The sequence below is a fragment of the Roseomonas sp. 18066 genome, from assembly GCF_902706185.1.
GTDB lineage: Bacteria > Pseudomonadota > Alphaproteobacteria > Acetobacterales > Acetobacteraceae > Pseudoroseomonas.
The window spans coordinates 1-20955 of record NZ_CACSJM010000025.1 but is presented as its reverse complement, the minus strand read 5'-3'; the positions used below and the strand labels follow the sequence as shown (position 1 = coordinate 20955).

Here is a 20955-nt window from a genome sequence, read left to right as displayed (position 1 = left end):
CTCAGGGGATGCGGCGCTGCCCAGCCTGGCGCTGCTCTACCTGGCGTTTTTGGCCCATGCGGTAGCCGAGATAGAGCGCGGCCACGACCAGCAGCGCGATGGCGGCGTCATGCAGCAGGAAGGTCAGCACCGCCCAGACCAGGCCCAGCACGGCGCCCACCAGCCACAGGCTGACCGACAGCGCGGCAAACAGCAGCATCATCGGAAAGCCAAGGACCAGCAGCACGATCAACAGCAGCCAGAGCATCGCTCAACCCTTCCCCTTGCGTCGCGGCGGCGGCGGCACGGGACGCGGCGCCGTGGCCCGGCCGAGCGCGAAACCGCCCACCCCCACCAGCAGCAGCAACGCCCCCAGGTCGCCCACCAGCGCCACCGCCAGCGGCACCCCCACCAGCAGCACCGCCACGCAGATGAGGACGGCAAGCCACCGGCGCCAGGGGAATTCGACCAGGATTTGTCGAAGGCTGCGCCGGCCGCCGCCCTTGCCGCGCGCAGCCGCCGCCCGCGCCGGGGCGGGACGCGACGCCTTCTGGCGCGGGACAGGCGGCACGGCCATGGCGGGGCCCGGCGCGGCGGCTCAGGCCTCGCGGCCGAGCATCTCCATCAGCTCGCGCCATTCCCGCTTCGACAGCCCGCTGCCGCCCTGCTCGACGGCCTCGCCAGCCAGCATCCGCCGGGTCACCTCCAGCATCTGCGACGACAGGGTGACCGCGCCCAGGCGGTAGTCGCGGAACGCCTCGGCGACGGTCGGCACCCAGGCTTCCAGCACCTGCATCATCGCCTCGGCATAGACGCGGATCTCGTACTGCGCATGCGCATCCGCCCGCAGCCGCAGGAAATGCAGCAGGTTGTGCAGGTCGGTCTTCCAGTACCACTGGGTATAGGTGTTCAGCGTCAGGTTCATCCGCGCCAGCTCGCGCGCCAGGCCCTGGCGGGAGGGATCGGCCGGCTGCCCGTCCTCGCCCTCGTTCAGCATCTGGGCGTAGTGGTCGTAGGTCTGGCTGGCGTCGCGCCGCAGCAGCGCCATCACCTCCTCGGCCTCGGCGCCCTGCAGCACCTCGCCGCGGCCCTGGCGGTTGCTGGCCGACTGCGCCGCCAGCTGCTCCGGCGCCGGGATATAGAACTCGCGGTCCATGATCGAATAGCGCGCCGAGTATTCGTTGACGTTGGCGGTCCGGTGCCGGATCCACTGCCGCGCCACGAAGATCGGCAATTTGACGTGGAACTTGACCTCGCACATCTCGAAGGGGGTCGAATGCCAATGCCGCATCAGATAGCGGATCAGGCCGCGATCCTCGTTGGCGGCGCGGGTGCCGCGGCCATAGGAGACGCGGGCGGCCTGCACCACCGCGGCGTCGTCGCCCATATAGTCGATCACCCGGACGAAGCCGTGGTCGAGCACCGGCAGCGCCTCGAACAGCATCTTTTCCAGCGCCGGCACGGTCGGGCGGCGGGTCTCGGCACGGGCCGACTGCGCCTCTGCAAGTTCCTGAAGCTGTGCCGTCGTGAGCGCCATGCGAATCCCCGGGGAGTAAGAAAACGGGCCGCCGGAGCGGGCCGGCGGCGCGGGCGCGCTTGTAGCTTGTCAAGCAACACCGCGCCACAGCCGCGGCGCTGCGTCATGGCTGCACGACATCACAGCGTCACGCCAGCACGTCTTGCCAAACGCCAATAGTATCCCCTCACCGCCCCGTGATCCGGAAATCCCCCCCAGCATGATCTGCCGCAAGGCCGGCCTCGCGCGCCCGGCGCATGAAGGACTGGTCATGGATTGAATGGACGAAAAGCAATGATCACCACCTCGATCTTCCCGGGCCGCTATGTCCAGGGTGCCGGCGCCCTCGGCCTGCTGGGCGAGGAAGCCGCCCGCCTCGGCAAGGCGCCCCTGGCCCTGGTCGACCGCGCCGTCGCCGGGCTGGTGGCGCCGCAGCTGGACGCCATCGATGACCTGCCCCTCGCGCGGGAAGCCTTCGGCGGCGAATGCTCGGACCCCGAGATCGCCCGGCTGCGGGCCATCGCCGCGGCCAAGGGCAGCGACCTGATCATCGGCATCGGCGGCGGCAAGGCGCTGGACACCGCCAAGGCCCTGGCCCATGCGCTGCGCGTTCCCGTCATCGTGGTGCCGACGCTGGCCTCGACGGATGCGCCCTGCAGCGCGCTGTCGGTGATCTACACCCCCGAGGGCGCCTTCCTGCGCTACCTCTTCCTGCCGCAGAACCCGCAAGCGGTGCTGGTCGACAGCGCGCTGATCGCCGCCGCCCCGCCGCGCTTCCTGGTCGCCGGCATGGGCGACGCGCTGTCCACCTGGTTCGAGGCCGAGGATGCCCGGGTCAAGGGCGCCGGCAACATGACCGGCCGTCCCGGGGGTGCTGCCGCCCATGCGCTGGCCCGGCTCTGCTACGACACCCTGCTGGAATATGGCGAGCAGGCGCTGCGGGCCTGCGAGCGCCAGGTCGTCACCCCGGCGCTGGAGCGCATCATCGAGGCCAATACCCTGCTCTCCGGCCTGGGCTTCGAGAGCGGCGGGCTGTCGGCGGCGCATGCCATCCACAACGGCCTGACCCGGCTGCACGGCACCCACGCCTTCTGGCATGGCGAGAAGGTCGCCATCGGCACCCAGGCGCTGACCATCCTGGGCGGCCGCCCGCCGGCCCTGGTCGAGGAGGTCTATGGCTTCTGCGCCGCGATCGGCCTGCCCACGACGCTGGCCGGCATCGGCCTGGGCGAGGCCAGCGACGCCGAGCTGCTGCAGGCCGCCACCGCCGCCTGCGCCCCTGGCGAGACCATCCACAACGCCCCCTACCCGGTCAGCCCGGCCGCCGTGGTCGCGGCGCTGAAGGCCGGCGACGCCATCGGCCAGCGCCTCTGACAGCCCCTGGATTTCCGCGGCGCGCCGGCCTATATCGGTCATGCCATCCTCGGATGGCTATGGTGATAAACGGCATGTGGAATAAGCGTTGCGGACCCGGGGGCAGTGCCCGGCGTCTCCACCAGCATCTTCCGACCCTGGATCGTGGGGCGGCGCTTGCGGGGACGAAACAGGCTCGACGCGCGTGGTAAAGCCATGTCTTTTGCCCGGCATTGTACCGCCGTCATCGGGCTATTTCACAAGTGCCAACGATAACGGTCGCGAGACCGTGGCGCTCGCTGCCTAACACTAGGTAAGCGCGGTCCGGGGGGAACCGGGCAACAGAATCCCCCCATTTCTCCTTTTTTCGACACGCATCGCGTATCGACGGCGCCATATTTTATCGGCTGGCCACTTTCCGTCCGGGGGCCGCATCCGGTATTGCTCTGCGGTGCTGTGCGGGCTCCGCTGACGCCCGCCAATCGGGACGCCCCACCTGGCGGCGTCCGGCCGGGGTAATCTGATGACCGAAGACACCAAGCAGGTCGAGAGCCTGCTGCCCTACGACCGCTGGACCGAGGAGGCGATGCGCGAGGTCGCCCTCCGCGCCCTCGAGCATGCCGGCGAGCATGGCCTGCCTGGCGAGCACCATTTCTACGTCACCTTCCGCACCGACCGCCCCGGCGTCGCGATTCCGAACCACCTCAAGGTGCGCTACCCGGAAGAGATGACCATCGTCCTGCAGCACCAGTTCTGGGACCTGAAGGTCAATCGCGAGAAGGACTTCATCACCGCCGGCCTGTCCTTCGGCGGCGTGCCCGCGACGCTGGTGATCCCGATCTCGGCCATCACCGCCTTCTGGGATCCTTATGTGCGGGTCGGGCTGCGCTTCCCCTCGGCCGAGGCCGAGCCGCTGGCCGCCGTCGACGAATCCGACCAGGCTGCCACCCCCCTGCCCCTCCCCGCCGAGGCGGAGGCCGAGCGCGCCGAGCCCGAGGGCCCGGCCCAGGTGGTCAGCCTCGACGCCTTCCGCCGCCGCCCCGCCCGCGATTGATTCTGTCGGTTGTCGAGGCCCTCGATGGGGCCTCGACGGCGTTGCGTCGGCGGCACCCTGGCGGGCGGTGCGCCACGCAACCCGGCATGGCGCAGCCAGCCGGTTGGTTTGCCCCGATCTCTGCGCTACCACTGCTGGCAGCATCGCCGGCCCTGCTCCCCTGCAGCCGCCCGGCGAGATGACAAGAAACCCCCTGCGGTTCCCGCTGCCCTGCCCGGAGCGTCACCATGTCCCCTGCCGATCACTCCACGACCGTCCCGCCGGATGCCGAAGCCGATGCCGGCATGCCGGTGTCGCAGCGTCCGGAGAGCTTCCGCTACAGCCCGATGCTGCCGCTGGGGCCGGAGAAGACCGTCTATCGCAAGCTGGAGATCGACGGCGTCAAGGTGATCGAGGTCGAGGGCAAGAAGGTCCTCAAGGTCTCGCCGAAGGCGCTCGAGGAGCTCGCCTTCACCGCCTGCAAGGAAGTGTCCCACTTCCTCCGCCCCGGCCACCTCGAGCAGCTGGCAAAGATCCTCAAGGATCCCGAGGCCAGCGCCAATGACCGCTTCGTCGCGCTCGACCTGCTGAAGAACGCCTCGATCGCCGCCGGCGGCGTGCTGCCCATGTGCCAGGACACCGGCACCGCCATCGTCTTCGGCAAGAAGGGCCAGCGCGTCTGGATCGAGGGCGACGAGGAGGAGGCCCTCTCCTACGGCGTCCACCGCACCTATACCGAGACCAACCTGCGCTATTCCCAGATGGCGCCGCTCTCGATGTATGACGAGGTCAACACCGGCAACAACCTGCCGGTGCAGTTCGACATCTATGCCTCGCCCGGCGAGTACAAGGCCGACGAGTTCCACATGATGTTCGTCCTGAAGGGCGGCGGATCGGCCAACAAGACTTTTCTTTTTCAGCAGACCCGCGCGGTGCTGAACAAGGACAAGCTGCTGAAGTTCCTCGAGGAAAAGATCAAGACGCTGGGCACCAGCGCCTGCCCGCCCTACCATCTGGCCATCGTCATCGGCGGCACCTCGGCCGAGACCACGCTGAAGACCGTCAAGCTGGCCTCGACCCGCTACCTGGACGAGCTGCCGGCGACCGGCGACCGCTCCGGCCATGGCTTGCGCGACCGCGAGCTGGAGCAGGAGGTGCACAAGCTGACCCAGCAGCTCGGCATCGGCGCCCAGTTCGGCGGCAAGTACTTCTGCCATGATGTCCGGGTCATCCGCCTGCCCCGGCATGGCGCCAGCTTGCCGATCGGCATCGGCGTCTCCTGCTCGGCCGACCGCCAGGTGAAGGCCAAGATCACGCCGGAGGGCATCTTCCTCGAGGCGCTGGAGCATGACCCGGCCCGCTTCCTGCCCGAGACCACCGACGAGATCCTGGGCGGCGAGGTCGTCAAGCTCGACCTCAACCGGCCCATGGAAGAAATCCGCGCCGAGCTGTCGAAGCATCCGGTGAAGACCCGCGTCTCGCTGAACGGCACCATCGTCGTCGCCCGCGACATCGCGCACGCCAAGCTGCAGGAGCGCATCGACCGCGGCGAGGGCCTGCCGCAATACCTGAAGGACCATCCGGTCTATTACGCGGGCCCGGCCAAGACGCCCGCGGGCCTGCCCACCGGCAGCTTCGGCCCCACCACCGCCGGGCGCATGGACAGCTATGTCGCGGCCTTCCAGGCGGCCGGCGGCAGCCTGGTGATGCTGGCCAAGGGCAACCGCTCCAAGGCGGTGACCAACGCCTGCAAGGCGCATGGCGGCTTCTATCTCGGCTCGGTCGGCGGCCCGGCGGCGCGGCTGGCGCAGGACTGCATCCGCAAGGTCGAGGTGCTGGAATATCCGGAGCTCGGCATGGAGGCGGTCTGGAAGATCGAGGTCGAGGATTTCCCCGCCTTCATCGTCGTCGACGACAAGGGCAACGACTTCTACGACGGGTTGGAGTGAGCCGCGTGCAGAAGCGCCTGATATCTTCCGGCAGCCGCTTCGAGGCGGAGATCGGCTATTCCCGCGCGGTGCTGGCGGGCGACACCGTCTATGTCGCCGGCACCACCGGCTATGACTACGCCACCATGGCCATCGCCGACGACGTCGCCGCGCAATGCGACCAGGCCTTCCGCAACATCCAGGCGGCGCTGGCGCAGGCCGGCGCCAGCATGGACGACGTGGTGCGCGTCACCTACATCGTGCCGCGGCGCGAGGACTGGGAGCCCTGCTGGCCGGTGACCCGCCGCTGGCTGGGCAATGCCCGCCCGGCATCGACGCTGATGCATGCCGGGCTGCAGACCGACGCCATGCGGATCGAGATCGAGGTCACCGCGCGCATCGGCGCGGGGGCCGATTTTTCCGGGAGACAGGACTGATGCGCTTCGCGGTAGACCGGCTGGACCACCTCGTGATCACCTGCCGGGACGTGGAGATCACCGCCTCCTGGTTCCAGCGCGTGCTGGGGATGGACCGCGACACCTTCGGCGAGGGCCGCCGCACCGCGCTGAAATTCGGCGGCCAGAAGATCAACCTGCGGCCGCTGACCGCGACGCAGGAGGACTGGTTCACCGGCCCCGCCGCCGCGCCCGGCTGCCAGGACCTGTGCTTCGTCGTCGCCGTCACCGCCCAGGACGTCGTCGCCCATCTGCATGAATGCGGCGTCACCATCGAGCAGGGCCCGGTCGCCAAGGCCGGCGCGCTCGGCCCGATCACCTCGGTCTATTGCCGCGACCCTGACGGAAATCTGATCGAGCTCGCCACCTACGGCGCCCGCGCCTGACGCCGGGGCCGGGCGGCGCGGGACGGTATCCTGCGCCGCCAGCGCTTGTTTTACCCCGATATATCATTGTCTGATCGGGACGATGGGCCAGGGTTTCGGCCACGATCTGACCCTGCCTCCGCCATAATCTGGCGCGCTTCGGTGCTATACTCCCTGGCATCAAGCCCGGAGGGCGACATGAAAAACTCGATCCGCACTCTGATTCTGGCCGGCGCCGCCGTCATGACGCTGAGCCTCGCAGCCCCCTCGGCCGAGGCCGGGGACTGGCACCGCCGCGGCGGTGGTGGCGGCGGCGCGGTCGCGGCCGGAATCATCGGCGGCCTGGCGGTCGGCGCCCTGGTCGGCGGCGCCATCGCCTCGCAGCCGCCCGCCTATTACGCGCCGCCGCCGCCGCCCGTCGCCTATTACGCGCCGCCGCCGCCGGTGGCCTATTACGCCCCGCCGCCGCCGCCCCCGGTCGCCTATTACGCGCCGCCGCCGGTGGCCTATTACGCGCCGCCCTACGCCCCGCCGCCGCGCCACTATTACGGCTGGTAAGCCGGCCCGGACCGGGACGCTAGCGAGTCGTGCAGGCCGGGGAAGCTGCTTCCCCGGCCTTTTTCATGCCCGCTGCATCCTGCCCGGCCCGCGCTTCCGGCGGCCGAGGCACCATTGCCCCCGCCACCGTGAAGCCTTGTCGTTACCAAAGCTGCGCCATGATTGTCCGGCAAACTGCCTGATGGTCACGGGCGACCACCAACCAAAGGGGGGTTGGATGACGGGACGACATCTGCTGAAGCGCTCCTTCACCCTGGCGGGGCACCGCACCAGCGTCGCGCTGGAGGCACCCTTCTGGACCGCGCTGGAACGGCTGTCCCAGGCGGACGGGCTGACATTGTCGGCGCTGGTGCAGCGCATCGATGCCGGCCGCGCCGAGCCCGACCTGCCGCTGGCCAGCGCCCTGCGCGTCGAGGCGCTGCGCCGCAGCCAGGGCTGAGGCCCCGGCGCCAGGCCTTACCGCGCCGCCCGCCAGCGCAGCCAGTCGGCCAGCTCCACCACCCGGCGCGGATCGCGCAGCGGCCCGCTGAGCCGCAGCCCGATCGAGGGCGCCTGCGGATCGGCCTCGGCCAGCGCCAGGCGCAGGTCCAGCCCGCCGCGCGCCAGGTCGAGCTCGCCGCTCAGGCTGGCGCCGGGCGTCTCCGCCATGGCCATCCGCCCTTCCTCCAGCACCGCGCGCCCGGCCTGCAGCCGCAGCGTCACATCCGCCGCCTCGAAGCCGGTGGCCCCGCCCAGCAGCGCCGCCCGCAGCGCCGCCTCGGCCGCCGGCGAGACCTCGCGCTCGGCCGCCGCATAGGCGCCGCGCAGGTCGACGCCGGCCAGCACCCCGTCGCGCAGCGCGATCCGCCCCTGCCCCGCCAGCGTCGCCCGCAGCGCCGCCGTGCTGTGGCCGCTGGCGCGCAGGCTGGCCTCGGCCTCCAGCCTTCCGGCGGTCAGGTCCAGCGGCAGACCGGCCAGCGGCGCGTTCACGCCGACGCCGGTCATCCTGGTCTCCAGCGCCAGGGCCGGCGGGCTGGCGGCGCCGTCGAGCCGCAGCGAGGCTTGCAGCCGGCCGCCGGCCAGTTGCGCCTCCAGCCCCTCCAGCTCCAGCACCCGGTTGCGCAGCCGCAGCGTCGCCGCCGCCTGGGTCAGCTCGGGCAGGCCGGCGGGCTCCAGGTGCTGCGCCGCCAGCGCCAGCTCGGCCTCCAGCGCGCCGAGCCAGTCGAGCCGCAGCGGCTCGCGCGAGCCGAGGTCGAGCAGAGGCAGCGGCAGCCGCTCGGCCGCGAGCCTGCCCGCCAGCCGCGGCAGCCCGTCCAGCCGGGTCAGCGCCAATTGCCCGCCCAGCCGCAGGCCTGCCGCCACCAGGTCGAAGCTGTCGGCGGACAGCTCCTGCGGGGTCAACGCCAGCGTGCTGATCAGTGACAGCGAACCCTCGCCCAGCCAGGGCGGCGGGGTCAGGCCGCTGGCCTCGGTCAGCAGCCGCGGCGCGCCGGGATGGCGCAGCGTGACGCTGCCGGCATAGCGCGGCAGGCCGAGGTCGAGGGCGCCGTTCAGCTCGCCCTTCAGGTCGCCGAGATCGAAGCCGCCGCGCAGCGCCACGGCATTGGCCGGCCCGCTGCCCGACAGCCGCAGCGAGACGGCGGCATTGGCCAGCGGCAGGTTGCCCGGCCAGCCGCCGCCATTGCCGGGCAGCAGCGCCAGCAGCGGCGCCGCGCTCGGCGCGGCGAGCTCCAGCGCCAGGTCGGTCAGCCGCGGGGTGGCGCCGAGCTGGGCGACGCCCGACAGCGCGATCTCGCTGCCGGCGACGCGGCCCGACAGGCGGCGCGCGGTCAGCCGGCCATTCTCCAGCGCGGCATCGGCCGACAGGCCTTGGATCGCCAGCCCCTGCCAGCTGGCCTGCTCGGCCGAAAGGCGCAGATTGGCGTCCATCCCGGCCAGGCGCTGGGCGAGGCCGGCCCAGCCCAGCTGCGCCAGCGTCCCCGGCGGCATCCAGCCATCCAACGGCAGCTTCTCGACATTCAGCCCGAGGCCGAGCGCCGGGCGCGCGCCGAAGCGCAGCACGCCGGCGCCGGAGACGCGGCCGCCATCGATGATGCCGGTGAATTCCGGCACCGCCAGCTGGTTGTCGTCCAGCGTCAGCCGCAGCCGGCCCTCGGCCTCGCGCAGCCGGGTCGGCTCGATGCCTTCCATCGGCAGGCCCAGCGCCTGCAGCGTGGCGCGCAGCGTGGCGCCGCGGAAGCGCAGCGCCGCCTCCAGCCGCCCGCCCGGGGCGGTCGTGGCGGCCGGCGCCGGGGTGGCGGGCGCGCTGGCGGCCGGGGCCGCGCCATTGGCCGCGGCGGCGGGGCGGATGGTGGTGGTGGTGCCCGACAGCTCGATCTCGGTCTCGCCCGGCAGCACGGCGCCGATATCGGTCAGCGTCAGCCGGTCGCCTTCCAGGAAGGCGGCGCCGCGCAGCCGGCGCAGCGTCATGCCGCGGAAGCCCGCCGCCTCGGCCGAGAGGTCCAGGCCGAAGGGCAGCGGCAGCGACCCCGCCCCGCGCAGCGCCGCGACCCAGGGGTCGAGCTCCATCTTGCCGGTGACCAGCGACAGGTCCAGCCGCGGCGCCGGCACCAGCCGCAGGGTCGCCGCCCCGCGCGCCGGGCTGCCGGCGAGATCCAGCGTCAGCTCGTCGGCGGTCAGCAGGTCGGCGGTGACGGACAGCCGCCCGCGCAGCCGGAAGCTGCCCGTCGGCGCCGGCAGCAGGGCGGCCAGATCGCTGCCGCCGCCCTGCACCGTGCCCTCGAAGCCGCCTTCCGGCAGCAGCACGCCGCTGGCCGAGGCGGAGGCGCGGGCGGCCGACAGGGTCAGCGCCAGCGGCGCGATGCCGTCCCAGCCGGCGCGGCCCAGGGTGGTGTCGAAATTGACGTCGGTCGAGCGCCAGCGGAAGCGGCCCTGGATGCGCAGCGCCTCGCTGGCGGTGACGGCGGCCAGGTCGGCATCGACCCGCTCCAGCACCACCTGGCCGATGATGATGCGCGAATCCTGGATGCGGCCCTGCAGCCCGGTCAGCCAGGGCGGCGGGCGGAAGGGCTGGCCGCCGGCCGGCACCGGCGGCCAGGGCAGCCGCACCTCGGCGCCGACCAGCGCCACCTCGCGCGGTTCCAGCCGGAAGCCCAGCAGCGCCGGCAGGTCGAGCCGCAGCCGCAGCGCCCGCGCGGTGACCGAGATATCGTCGTCGGGGCCGCCGATGGTGACGCCGCCGGCCTCCAGCATCGGCTGCGGCAGCAGGGTCAGCTGCACCGGCCCGGCCAGCGTCACCCGCTGGCCCAGCCGCCCGGCCGCCAGGATCGCCAGCCGGTCGCGATGCTCGTTCCAGTCGGTGAAGCGCGGCCCGTACCAGAGGGCGGCCAGCAGCAGCACCGGCAGCAGCAGCAGCGCGCCGACGCCGACGCGCAGCAGGCGCGACGGCCGGCGGGCTTCGGCGGGCAAGGACGATCCGGCGGGCGTCGGGCTCAAGCTGCGCGATGCTCCGGCTCACCACAGGGGATACCCCAGCCGCCACCGCCCGGGGTCTCGAGGCCGAGCACCTCGCCGGCGGCGAGCTCGGCGCGGTCGCGGCCGCCCATCGGCGCGATGCTGCCGTCCAGCTTCTCCACCCATTGTCGGCCGGGCGCGCCATCGGCGCCGCCATGCAGCCCATGCGGCGCGACCTCGCGGCGCGAGGCGACGACGATCGCCTGCATCGGCGCCAGGAAGCGGATGCGCCGGCGCGCCCCGTCGCCGCCGCGCCACTGTCCCGCGCCGCCCGAGCCGCGGCGGATGGCGAATTCCTCCAGCCGCACCGGGTAGCGCAGCTCGAGGATCTCCGGGTCGGTCATGCGGGTGTTGGTCATGTGGGTCTGCACCGCCGATGCGCCGTCGAAGCCGGGCCCGGCGCCGACGCCGCCGCAGACCGTCTCGTAATACTGATAGCGCGCATCGCCGAAGAGCAGGTTGTTCATCGTGGCCTGCGCCCCGGCGCAGGCGTCGAGCGCCGCCAGCAGCGCGTTGGCCGTCGCCTGGCTGACCTCGGTGTTGCCGGCCACCACCGCCGCCCCCGGCCGGGGCGACAGGAAGGAGCCATCGGGAAGAATGATGTCGAGCGGGACCAGGCAGCCATCGTTGAGCGGAATATCGCCGCCGACCAGGCAGCGGAAGCAGTACAGCACCACGGCCCGCGTCACCGCCGGCGGCGCGTTGAAATTGCCTGTGCTCTGCGCGCCGGTGCCGGTGAAGTCGATGGTCGCCCGGCGCGCTTCACGGTCGACGCGCACCGCGACCACCAGCGGCGCGCCGTCATCCATGCGGTAGTCGAAGCGGCCATCCTCCAGCCGGTCCAGCACCTGGCGCACCGCCTCCTCGGCATTGTCCATCACGTGGCGCATATAGGCCTGCACGGTCTCCAGGCCGAATTGCGCCACCGCGCGGGTCAGCTCCTGCACGCCGGTCTCGTTGGCGGCGATCTGCGCCTTGATATCGGCCACGTTCACATCCGGGCTGCGCGCCGGATATGTCGCATCCCTCAGCAGGGCGCGGAAGCCCGCTTCCTGAAGCTCGCCGCCATCGACCAGCAGAAAATCGTCGATGACCACGCCTTCCTCCTCCAGCACCGCCGATTCGGGCGGCGTCGAGCCCGGGGTCAGCCCGCCGATATCGGCGTGGTGCCCGCGCGAGCCGACGAAGAACAGGATTTCCTGTCCGGCCGCGTCGAAGACCGGGGTGATGACGGTGATGTCCGGCAGATGCGTGCCGCCGTTATAGGGGTTGTTCAGCGCCACCACGTCGCCGGGCTTCAGGCTGGCGCCGCGGCTGTCGATCACCGTGCGCACGCTCTGCCCCATGGCGCCCAGATGCACCGGCACATGCGGGGCGTTGGCCACCAGCCGCCCTTCCGCGTCGAACAGCGCGCAGGAGAAGTCGAGCCGCTCCTTGATGTTCACACTAAGAGAAGTGTTCTGCAGCACGGTGCCGGTCTGCTCGGCGATGCTCATGAACAGGTTGTTGAACAGCTCCAGCATCACCGGGTCGGGGCGGCTGGCATCGCTGGCATCGACCCGGCCGGGCCGCGCCTCGGTGCGGCGCAGGATCATGTGGTTCAGCGGGGTGACCTCGGCGGTCCAGCCGGGCTCGACCACGGTGGTCGCCGTGCTCTCGCGGATCAGCGCCGGGCCGGGGATGCGGTCGCCGGCGCGCAGGGCGTCGCGGTCCAGCACCGGGGCCTCGACGGCCGCGCCGCCGGTGAAAAGGGCCACGCGGGCCAGCGCCGCCAGCGTCTCGCCGGCGCCGCGCGGGGCCAGCGCCGGCTCGGCCACCGCCTCGCCGGCGAAAATGCTCTCGACGATGCAGGCCTCGACCAGCACCGGGCGGTCGGGGGTGGCGAAGCCGAAGCGGCGGCGATGCGCCGCGGTGAACGCCGCCAGCAGCGTCGCGTGGTCGCCGAAGGGAATGGCGAGGAAGGAATCGGTGCCGGCATAGCGCAGATGCAGCCGCGGCGCGGCGCTCAGCCGCGAGGCCTCCGCCCCCTGGGCCAGCAGCGCGGCGCGGCCGGCCTCGGTCAGCTCGGCGACTTTCTGCGCCAGCGCGGGCATGCCTTCGGCGGCCAGCGGCGCCTCGATGGCGGCTTCCTGGATGACGCTCTGATCCGCCAGCCCCATGCCATAGGCGGAGAGCACCCCGGCGAAGGGATGAATGAAGACCGTCTCCATGCCCAGCGCATCGGCGACCAGGCAGGCATGCTGGCCGCCGGCGCCGCCGAAGCAGGCCAGCGCATGGCCGGCCGGGTCATGGCCCTTCTGGATCGAGACCTGCTTGATCGCCTGGGCCATGTTCGCCACCGCGATGCGCAGGAAGCCTTCGGCGACGGCGCGCGGATCCTGCGCGGGCTGGCCGGTGGCCGCGGCGATCTCCGCCGCCAGGACCTCGAATTTCGCGCGCACCACCGCATCGTCCAGCGGCGCGTCGCCGCCAGCCCCGAAGATCGGCGGGAAATGCGCCGGCTGGATCTTGCCGACCATGACATTGGCGTCGGTCACCGTCAGCGGGCCGCCGCGGCGATAGCAGGCCGGGCCCGGCACCGCGCCGGCGCTTTCCGGCCCCACGCGGAAGCGGGCGCCGTCGAAGCTGAGGATCGAGCCGCCGCCCGCCGCCACCGTGTTGATCGCCATCATCGGCGCGCGCATCCGCACCCCGGCCACCACCGTCTCGAAGGCGCGCTCGAACTGGCCGGCATAGAGGGCGACATCGGTGCTCGTCCCCCCCATGTCGAACCCGATTATCTTGTCGATTCCCGCCATGGCGGCGGTGCGCGCCGCGCCGACGATGCCGCCGGCGGGGCCTGACAGGATCGCGTCCTTGCCCTGGAAGGTCTCGGCCAGCGTCAGCCCGCCGGAGCTCTGCATGAAATACAGCGGCACGCCGGGCAGCTGCGCCGCCACCTGTTCCACATAGCGGCGCAGGATCGGCGACAGATAGGCATCCACCACCGTGGTGTCGCCGCGCGGGATGATGCGCGGCAGCGGGCTGGCCTGGTGGCTGAGGCTGACCTGGGTGAAGCCGGCCTCCCGCGCGATCTCGCCGAGGCGGCGTTCATGCGCCGGCTCCAGCCAGGCATGCATCAGCACGATGGCGACCGCCCGGAAGCCGTCGTCGAAGCCGGCCCGCAGCGCGGCGCGGGCGGCGTCCTCGTCCAGCGCCGCGACCTCGGCGCCATCGGCGGCCAGGCGCCCGCCGATCTCGACGGCGCGCGCATGCAGCAGCGACGGCAGCCGGACATCGAGGTCGAAGAGCCGCGGCCGCGCCTGGTTGCCGATGCGCAGGGCATCGGCGAAGCCCGGATTGACCAGCAGCAGCACCCGCTCGCCCTTGCGCTCCAGCAGGGCGTTGGTGGCGACCGTGGTGCCCATCTTCACCGCCTCGATGGTGCCGGGCGGGATCGCCTCGCCCTCCCCCAGCCCGAGGCACGCGCGGATGCCGGCCACCGCCGCGTCGCTGTAGCGGTCGGGATTCTCGGACAGCAGCTTGGACGTCGACAGCCGCCCCGCGGGATCGCGGGCGACGATGTCGGTGAAGGTGCCGCCGCGATCGACCCAGAACTGCCAGCCCGCCATGATCCCTCGACCCTTCGCAACCGTTGCCGATCGACATTGACGATTTGTCGATAAAGCGTCAATGTCGGGGCCATGCGCGCGCCCCTCGTCTCCGCCGCCCACCTGGCCGCCGGTGCCTCCCCTGCCTTGTCCGAGGTGGAGTATGGGCTGAACATCCTGGGCGCGGCTTATCACCGCTGGATGACCGGCTGCGCAACCGCGGCCGGCCAGCCCGGCCTTTCGGCGCTGGAGGTGGTGGTGCTGAACACCACCCGCCACCGCGACCGGCCGAAGCGCCAGGCGGAGATCGCGCTGGCGCTGGCCATCGACGACATGCACCTGCTGACCTATGCGCTGCGCAAGCTGGAAAAGCTGGGCCTGGTCGCCGCCGGCCGCGCCGGCAAGGAGAAGGTGGTGGCCATCACCGAGGCCGGCCGCGCCTTCTGCGACCGCTACGCCGCGATCCGCGAGGAATTGCTGGCCGGCACCGTCGCCACCCACGGGCCAGAGGCGCAGAAGCTGTCGGAGCTGGCCGCCGTGCTGCGCAGCCTCTCTGGCTTCTACGAGCAGGCGGCGCGGACCTCGGCGACGCTTTAGGACGCCGCCTCCAGCTGGCGCAGCAACCGCTGCAGCCGGCCCTGCCCCGGCTGCGCGGCGAAGGCGGATCGCGCCAGTTCCCGCGCCGCCGCCACCTCGCCCAGCGCGACATGCAGCCGCGCCGCCGCCAGCACCAGCGGCACATGCCGCGGGAAGCGCGCCAGCGCCGCCAGCGCCAGGTCGCGCGCCGCGGCCGGCCGCGCCTGCCGCTCCAGCGCTTCCACCAGCCGGTCGATCAGCTCGCGCAGATCCGGCCGCAGCGCCAGGCCCTGGCGTGCCGCCGCCTCGGCCGCCACCGCGTCGCCCACCGCCAGCGAGGCCTCCGCGCGCAGCAGCAGCGCCTCGGCGCTGGCCGGCTCGATCGCCTCCAGCCGCGCCAGGCAGGCGAATTTCACCGCCGGCGCGCGCGCCCTCTGGCCGAAATGCAGCCAGTGCCCGGCCAGGCCCCGCCGCCCCCGCGCCAGCCGGGCGAAGCCCTGCCCGGTCAGCGTGCCGTCCAGGAAGCCGCGCCAGACCGGGCGCAGCTGGCCGAAGCCCTGCAGCGCCGCGGCCGGCAGGTGGCTGCAGAAGGGCAGCGGCAGCGCCAGCAAGTTGGCGGTGCCCAGCCGCGCCACATGCCGCGCGTCGCTGCGCTCGAAAGGATCGAAGACCACCGCCACCCGCGCCGCGCCGGCGGCCGCCACCGCCGCGTCGCTCAGCGGGTCCGACCAGTCCTCGGCGCTGCCGACCGGATAGCGCGTGTCCCAGGGCACCCGCCGCCGGTCCAGCGTGGTCTGCGGCGCATAGGCCAGCACCAGCGCGCCCGGCGCCAGCGCCGAGAAGGCCAGCGCGCCATAGCCGCCCATGCTCGACCCGTGGAACACCACCCGGTCGAAGCCGGCGAAGAACCCCGCCGCCGCCAGGTCCCGCATCGCCTGCCACAGCGCCGCGCCCCGGAACCAGTCGCGCCGCAGCGTCTTCACCGCCAGCACCGAATGCCCCTCGCGCCGCAGGAAGCGGGCGCCGGGCACGTCGCGCAGCGGATCGGGCTTCAGCACCGGGCCGCGGGCATCCTCGAAGACCACCACCAGGCAGGGCCCGCCGGCGAAGAAATCCAGCACATGGTCGGGCAGGCGGCGCTGCCGGCAGGCCAGGCCGTCGACCACCGCGGCGGTGTCGAGCAGGCCGGCCGCGGGCCGCGTCGCGTCAGGCGCGGCGGCCAGGATGGCCTGCCTGAACCGGGGTGGCGGCCAGGGTGGGGGCAGCGCGCATGATGGTCATTGTATCGCCAGGGTCCGCCGCCTATCAATCGCCCGGCCGCGAGGCTGGCGCGCGACAAGCACCCCGCCATCTGCCATGCTGGACATCATGCCTTCCGCCATGGCGCGGGGCCGGGAAGACGGAGCGCCTTTGAGCATCTGGGGCAAGATTCTGGGCGGCATGACGGGCTTCGCCATGGGCGGGCCCTTCGGCGCCGTGGTGGGGGCCGCCCTCGGCCATGCCGCCGACGAAGGCAACACCCAGACGCCGGAGATCGACGCCCGGCCCGAGGCGCTGGCGCGCATCACCAACAAGGACCAGCTGTTCTCGATCGGCGTCATCGTGCTCTCCGCCAAGCTGGCCAAGTGCGACGGCCCGGTGAAGCGCGAGGAGATCGACGCCTTCAAGCGCGCCTTCCGCATCCCGGTCGAGAACCAGCGCGAGGTCGGGCTGCTGTTCGACAAGGCGCGCGAGGATTCGGGCGGCTACGAGCCCTTCGCCGCCCGCATGGGCGAGGCCTTCAACGACAACAAGCCGATGCTGGAGGAGGTGCTGTCCGCCCTCCACCACATCGCCCGCGCCGACGGGCCGATGACCCGCGGCGAGGCCATCTTCCTGGCCAAGACCCGCCAGGCCTTCCGCCTGGACGAGGCCAGCGGCGAGCGCGCCAGCGCCGGCCGCGCCGCGCCGCCGCCGCAGCCGGCAAGCCCCGACGCCTATGCCGTGCTCGGCGTCGCCCCGGGCTCGACCGACGAGGAGGTGCGGCTGGCCTGGCGCAAGCTGATGCGCGAGCACCACCCCGACAGCCTGGCCGCCCGCGGCGTGCCGGAGGCGCTGATGCGCCGCGCCTCCACCCGGGTCGCCGAGATCAACGCCGCCTGGGACCGCATCAAGCGGGAGCGGGGGCTGTGACGGCAGCCGCCGGCGACCGTCCCGACGCGCTGCCCGCCCTGCCCTGCCGCGACCGCCCCAGCCCGAACCACGACGCCCGGCCCGAGGGCACGCCGGTCGACACGCTGGTGCTGCATTATACCGGCATGCAATCGGCCGCCGCGGCGCTCGACCGGCTGTGCGACCCGGCCCCGCCCGCGCCGCTGCGCCCGGTCTCCTGCCACTACCTGGTGGAGGAGGACGGGCTGGTCTGGCGCCTGGTGCCGGAGGAACGCCGCGCCTGGCATGCCGGCGCCTCCTTCTGGCGCGGCCACAGCCTGCTGAACGCCCGCAGCATCGGCATCGAGATCGTCAATCCCGGCCATGAATGGGGCTACCGCCCCTTCCCCGCGCTGCAGATGGCCGCCGTCGCCGAGCTCTGCCTGGAGATCCTCGGCCGCCACCCGATTCCACCGCGCAACGTGGTCGGCCACAGCGACGTCGCCCCGGACCGCAAGGAAGACCCGGGCGAGCTGTTCGACTGGCAGGGCCTAGCCGGCCTCGGGATCGGGCTGTGGCCCGAGGTGGACGGCCGCGACCTGTCCGCCGCCGCCGACGCCGAGGCGCAAGCGAGGCAATTGCTGGGGCGAATCGGCTTTCCGTTGGACGGCCTGGCCCTGGGCACGGTGCTGACCGCCTTCCAGCGCCACTGGCGCCAGGAAGCCATCACCGGCCGCGCCGATGCGGGGACGCTGCGGCGACTCGCGGCGGTGGCGGAGATGGTCGGGAAGTAAGAGCCCTGCAGAGAAGACAGGGGCAGGCCAGGGGAATGAATTCCCCTGGACCCCTTCTTCTTTCTGTCAGTGCTGCCGCGCCCAAGCCTTCGACGCGGGACGCAGCACTCAGCCGCCAAAATACGTCCCGCCGGGATGCCCTGGCGACGGCTCCGGCGAGGCGCTGGCCGGCCAACCGCCGTTAACAAAAAAAGAATGATGGGGGCTTGGGGGAAGAATTCATTCTTCCCCCAACCGTCCAATTCTTCTCTTCCCTGAAATCCTTGATGCTTTCCCATTGACGCCACCCGCGTGACAGCGCACATGCCGCCCCGCGTCAGATGGCTGGGCGGCCGCTGGCTCTGGACAGGTTCCAGGGTTGGAGGAAAGTCCGGGCTCCACGGGAATACGGTGCTGGTCAACGGCCAGCGAGGGCGACCTCAGGGAAAGTGCCACAGAAATCAGACCGCCAGCCCGGCTTGCCGCGCTGGTAAGGGTGAAACGGTGCGGTAAGAGCGCACCGCGCCCCTGGCAACAGGGGCGGCACGGTAAACCCCACCGGGAGCAAGGCCGAATAGGGGTGGCCAGCGGAAGTCCTGCGAGGGACTCGACCGCAGGGACGTTTCCCGTCCTGCCGCCCGGGTTGGCCGCGAGAGGCATGCCGCGAGGCATGTCCCAGAGGAATGGTCGCCTCATCCTGACGGCTTGCCGGAGGGATGGACAGAACCCGGCTTACAGGCCGTCTGACGCAATTTCCCGAATCCCTCACAAACCGAGCAGTGATGACACCGTCGTGGCACTCCACGCGCTAGATTCCTGTTTTCTCAGCTTTTGAGCCTGGGCTTACATCGGGTTTTACCCTTGCTGCCCAGAGAGAACCCATGATATCCCATGGCATCCCATGAACGATCCGTAGCTCGGGGGGGCGAAAGGTCGGTTTAGGGGATGGTCGGGTGAGCTGGCGGGGTCGGGGGGCCCCGCCGGCCGCTTCCCTGATCGCTGACGTTGATCACCGCCGCAGGGGGACAGGGCGGCTCGATGACCCGGTTCATGGGAACTCACACCAATCGGCTGGATCGCAAGGGACGGGTCTCCGTCCCTGCACCCTTCCGCGCGGAGCTGACCCGGCTGGGCACCGAGGAAGTGGTGCTGCGGCCGTCGCATCGCATGGCCTGCATCGAGGCCTGGCCGCTGCCGGCTTTCGAGGCGATGAGCGGCGGCCTCGACAATTACGACATTTTCTCTGACGCGCAGGACGACATGGCGGCGGCTCTCTTCGCCGATGCCTGGCCGATGCGTCCCGATGGTGAAGGCCGGATCATGCTGCCCGAGGAGCTCATCGCCCATGCAGGGCTGGGCGAGACGATCGCTTTCGTGGGCCTAGGCCGCATCTTCCAGCTGTGGGAGCCGGCCGCGGCCAAGCGTCGAACCGACGAGGCGCGGGCCCGCGCCCGCGAGCGCGGCCTGACCCTGCCGGGTGTCGCCGCCCGTCCGGGCGCCGCCGAATGACCGACCCCATGACCCAGGCCCTGCCCGCCGATCCCGGCCCGAATCCGGGCCATGTGCCGGTGATGCTGGCCGAGGTGCTGCAGGCCCTGGCCCCGCGCGACGGCGCCACCTATCTGGACGGCACCTTCGGCGGCGGCGGCTATGCCCGCGCCATCCTGCAGGCGGCCGGCTGCACCCTCTACGCCACCGACCGCGACCCCGACGCCATCGCCCGCGGCGCCCCGCTGGCCGCCGCCTACGCGCCGCGGCTGCAGCTGGTCGAGGGTCGCTTCGGCGAGATGGCCGAGCTGCTGGCCGAGCGCGGCGTGACGCAGCTCGACGGCGTGGTGCTCGACCTTGGCGTCTCCTCCTTCCAGATCGACCAGGCCGAGCGCGGCTTCTCCTTCCGCTTCGACGGGCCGCTCGACATGCGGATGGAGAAGGCCGGCCCTTCGGCCGCCGACCTGGTCAACCGCCTGCCGGAAGCCGAGATCGCCACCATCCTTTGGGAGCTGGGCGAGGAGCGGCAGTCGCGCCGCATCGCCCGCGCCATCGTCGCCGCCCGCAAGGCGGAGCCGATCGAGAGCACCGGCCGGCTGCGCTCCATCATCCATTCGGTGATGCCGCGCGACCCTTCCGGCATCGACAGCGCCACCCGCTCCTTCCAGGCGCTGCGGCTGAAGGTCAATGACGAGCTGGGCGAGGTCGAGCGCGGCCTGGCCGCCGCCGCCGCGCTGCTCGCCCCGGGCGGGCGGCTGGTGGTGGTGGCCTTCCATTCGCTGGAAGACCGCCTCGTCAAGCGCTTCATGCAGAACGCCGCCGGCCGCGCCCCCGGCACCTCGCGCCACGACCCTTCCGCGCTGCTCGGCACCACGCGCCAGGCCGGCTTCCGCCTCGTGACCAACAATGCGCAGCGTCCCGGGGAGGCCGAGCTCTCGGTCAATCCGCGCGCCCGCTCTGCCCGGCTTCGGGCGCTTGAGAAACTGGAGACGGCCTGATGTTCCGCCCCCTGACCGTGCTCGCCATCGCCGCCTTCAGCCTGGTCGGCTGGCACGTCTACCGGGCCGAGGAGGTCGCGACCCAGCTGGACCGCGAGCTGCGTGACGTGAGCAAGCGCATCGAGGTGGCGCGCGAGCGCAGCCAGGTGCTGCGGGCCGAATGGGCGCTGCTGAACGAGCCGGAGCGGCTGCGCCAGGTGACGCAGCAGCACCTGGCGCTGGAGACCATGGCGCCGGCGCAGTTCCTGCGCATGGCCGATCTGGAGCGCCGGCTGCCGCAGGCGATGGCCTTCGCCGGGCCGGTCAGCCTGTTCGGCTCGGCGCCGAACACGGCGGTGGCCAATGCGACGCCGGGCGGCCGCGCGGTCGCCGCGGTGGTGGCCGGCGCTGCCGTCGCCGCCCCCACCGCCGTGGTCGCGGCCATGCCGGCGGCGCGCGCCGTCGCCGCCGCGGCGCCGGCCCCCGAATCGCGGCCCGAGCCGGTGCGCGTCGCCCGTGTCGAGCCGCGGGCCGAGCCCCGGGCCGAGCCGCGCCAGGAAGCCCGCCCCGAGCCGCGTGTCGTCCACGCCCCGGCGCCACCGCCGCGGATCGAGCCGCGGGCCGAGGCGCGCGTGGTGGAGCGCCCCGCGGAACGCCCCGTGGAGCGCCCCGAGCCGCGCGCCACCGTCTCGCTGGCCGCCAACCGCGCCGAGCCGCCGGTCCGCCGCGCGGCCCCCGCGCC

At 72.3% G+C, this 20955-nt stretch carries 18 protein-coding genes, 2 other RNA genes and 1 pseudogene; 15 read left to right on the top strand and 6 right to left on the bottom strand.

Annotated features, from left to right (window positions below; genetic code table 11):
• Position 1 precedes the first annotated feature (1 nt).
• The 3 genes from GVN67_RS07535 to thyX are packed head-to-tail and all read right to left on the bottom strand — an operon-like array spanning position 2 to position 1516.
• Positions 2 to 247 carry a hypothetical protein gene (locus GVN67_RS07535; protein WP_159994393.1) on the bottom strand — a complete coding sequence of 82 codons (246 nt, stop codon included), beginning with the start codon at positions 245 to 247 and terminating at the stop codon, positions 2 to 4.
• Positions 248 to 250: 3 nt separating this feature from the next.
• Positions 251 to 556, bottom strand: a complete 306-nt coding sequence (locus tag GVN67_RS07530) for a hypothetical protein (protein ID WP_159994391.1) — start codon at positions 554 to 556, stop codon at positions 251 to 253.
• Between the two features lie 21 nt (positions 557 to 577).
• Positions 578 to 1516 (bottom strand): FAD-dependent thymidylate synthase, encoded by a 939-nt coding sequence (gene thyX, locus GVN67_RS07525; protein ID WP_159994389.1) that lies wholly within the window; start codon positions 1514 to 1516, stop codon positions 578 to 580.
• A gap of 273 nt (positions 1517 to 1789) precedes the next feature.
• On the opposite strand from thyX, the gene GVN67_RS07520 reads away from it, so the two are divergent.
• The 8 genes from GVN67_RS07520 (at position 1790) to GVN67_RS07485 (ending at position 7626) form a co-directional block, all read left to right on the top strand.
• Positions 1790 to 2869, top strand: a complete 1080-nt coding sequence (locus GVN67_RS07520; RefSeq protein WP_159994387.1) for a glycerol dehydrogenase — start codon at positions 1790 to 1792, stop codon at positions 2867 to 2869.
• A 3-nt stretch (positions 2870 to 2872) separates the two neighbouring features.
• Positions 2873 to 3205: a transfer-messenger RNA gene (gene ssrA, locus GVN67_RS07515) on the top strand.
• 166 nt (positions 3206 to 3371) lie between these two features.
• A complete protein-coding gene (locus tag GVN67_RS07510; protein ID WP_159994385.1) occupies positions 3372 to 3902 on the top strand; it encodes an SspB family protein in 531 nt (176 codons plus the stop codon).
• Between the two features lie 284 nt (positions 3903 to 4186).
• Positions 4187 to 5830, top strand: coding sequence for a fumarate hydratase (locus GVN67_RS07505; protein WP_159994443.1), 1644 nt, complete (start codon positions 4187 to 4189; stop codon positions 5828 to 5830).
• 5 nt (positions 5831 to 5835) lie between these two features.
• On the top strand, positions 5836 to 6246 hold the full coding sequence (locus GVN67_RS07500; protein ID WP_159994383.1) for a RidA family protein: 411 nt from the start codon (positions 5836 to 5838) through the stop codon (positions 6244 to 6246).
• Complete coding sequence (locus tag GVN67_RS07495) at positions 6246 to 6650, top strand: VOC family protein (protein WP_159994381.1); 405 nt, start codon at positions 6246 to 6248, stop codon at positions 6648 to 6650. Before GVN67_RS07500 ends, GVN67_RS07495 begins: the two co-directional genes overlap by 1 nt.
• Positions 6651 to 6827: 177 nt before the next feature.
• Complete coding sequence (locus GVN67_RS07490; RefSeq protein WP_159994379.1) at positions 6828 to 7187, top strand: hypothetical protein; 360 nt, start codon at positions 6828 to 6830, stop codon at positions 7185 to 7187.
• A gap of 217 nt (positions 7188 to 7404) precedes the next feature.
• Positions 7405 to 7626 (top strand): ribbon-helix-helix domain-containing protein, encoded by a 222-nt coding sequence (locus GVN67_RS07485; RefSeq protein ID WP_159994377.1) that lies wholly within the window; start codon positions 7405 to 7407, stop codon positions 7624 to 7626.
• 17 nt (positions 7627 to 7643) lie between these two features.
• Here GVN67_RS07485 and GVN67_RS07480 read toward each other — a convergent pair whose 3' ends face one another.
• The gene (locus tag GVN67_RS07480; RefSeq protein ID WP_159994375.1) at positions 7644 to 10634 is read right to left on the bottom strand and encodes an AsmA family protein; all 2991 of its coding nucleotides are present in this window, start codon (positions 10632 to 10634) and stop codon (positions 7644 to 7646) included.
• A 23-nt stretch (positions 10635 to 10657) separates the two neighbouring features.
• Positions 10658 to 14290, bottom strand: a complete 3633-nt coding sequence (locus GVN67_RS07475) for a hydantoinase B/oxoprolinase family protein (RefSeq protein ID WP_159994373.1) — start codon at positions 14288 to 14290, stop codon at positions 10658 to 10660.
• A 72-nt stretch (positions 14291 to 14362) separates the two neighbouring features.
• Between GVN67_RS07475 and GVN67_RS07470 the strand changes: the two genes are divergently transcribed.
• On the top strand, positions 14363 to 14866 hold the full coding sequence (locus tag GVN67_RS07470) for a winged helix DNA-binding protein (RefSeq protein WP_159994371.1): 504 nt from the start codon (positions 14363 to 14365) through the stop codon (positions 14864 to 14866).
• Here the strand turns inward: GVN67_RS07470 and GVN67_RS07465 are convergent.
• Positions 14863 to 16011, bottom strand: a complete 1149-nt coding sequence (locus GVN67_RS07465; RefSeq protein ID WP_159994369.1) for a hypothetical protein — start codon at positions 16009 to 16011, stop codon at positions 14863 to 14865. The two genes, GVN67_RS07470 and GVN67_RS07465, sit on opposite strands and share 4 nt — an antisense overlap.
• 244 nt (positions 16012 to 16255) lie before the next feature.
• Here GVN67_RS07465 and GVN67_RS07460 point away from each other — a divergent pair, with 244 nt between their 5' ends.
• The 6 genes and pseudogenes from GVN67_RS07460 to GVN67_RS07435 form a co-directional block, all read left to right on the top strand.
• Positions 16256 to 17017 carry a TerB family tellurite resistance protein gene (locus GVN67_RS07460; RefSeq protein WP_159994367.1) on the top strand — a complete coding sequence of 254 codons (762 nt, stop codon included), beginning with the start codon at positions 16256 to 16258 and terminating at the stop codon, positions 17015 to 17017.
• Entirely contained in the window at positions 17014 to 17769 is a 756-nt protein-coding gene (locus tag GVN67_RS07455) for an N-acetylmuramoyl-L-alanine amidase (RefSeq protein WP_235035083.1), read from the top strand. Before GVN67_RS07460 ends, GVN67_RS07455 begins: the two co-directional genes overlap by 4 nt.
• A 316-nt stretch (positions 17770 to 18085) precedes the next feature.
• Positions 18086 to 18499, top strand: an RNA gene (rnpB, locus tag GVN67_RS07450) — RNase P RNA component class A.
• Between the two features lie 287 nt (positions 18500 to 18786).
• Positions 18787 to 19257 carry a division/cell wall cluster transcriptional repressor MraZ gene (mraZ, locus tag GVN67_RS07445; RefSeq protein ID WP_159994365.1) on the top strand — a complete coding sequence of 157 codons (471 nt, stop codon included), beginning with the start codon at positions 18787 to 18789 and terminating at the stop codon, positions 19255 to 19257.
• The gene (rsmH, locus tag GVN67_RS07440) at positions 19254 to 20234 is read left to right on the top strand and encodes a 16S rRNA (cytosine(1402)-N(4))-methyltransferase RsmH (protein ID WP_235035082.1); all 981 of its coding nucleotides are present in this window, start codon (positions 19254 to 19256) and stop codon (positions 20232 to 20234) included. Before mraZ ends, rsmH begins: the two co-directional genes overlap by 4 nt.
• Positions 20234 to 20955 (top strand): annotated as a pseudogene (locus tag GVN67_RS07435) (hypothetical protein); the annotation flags it as partial. The gene rsmH and the pseudogene GVN67_RS07435, both read left to right, overlap by 1 nt.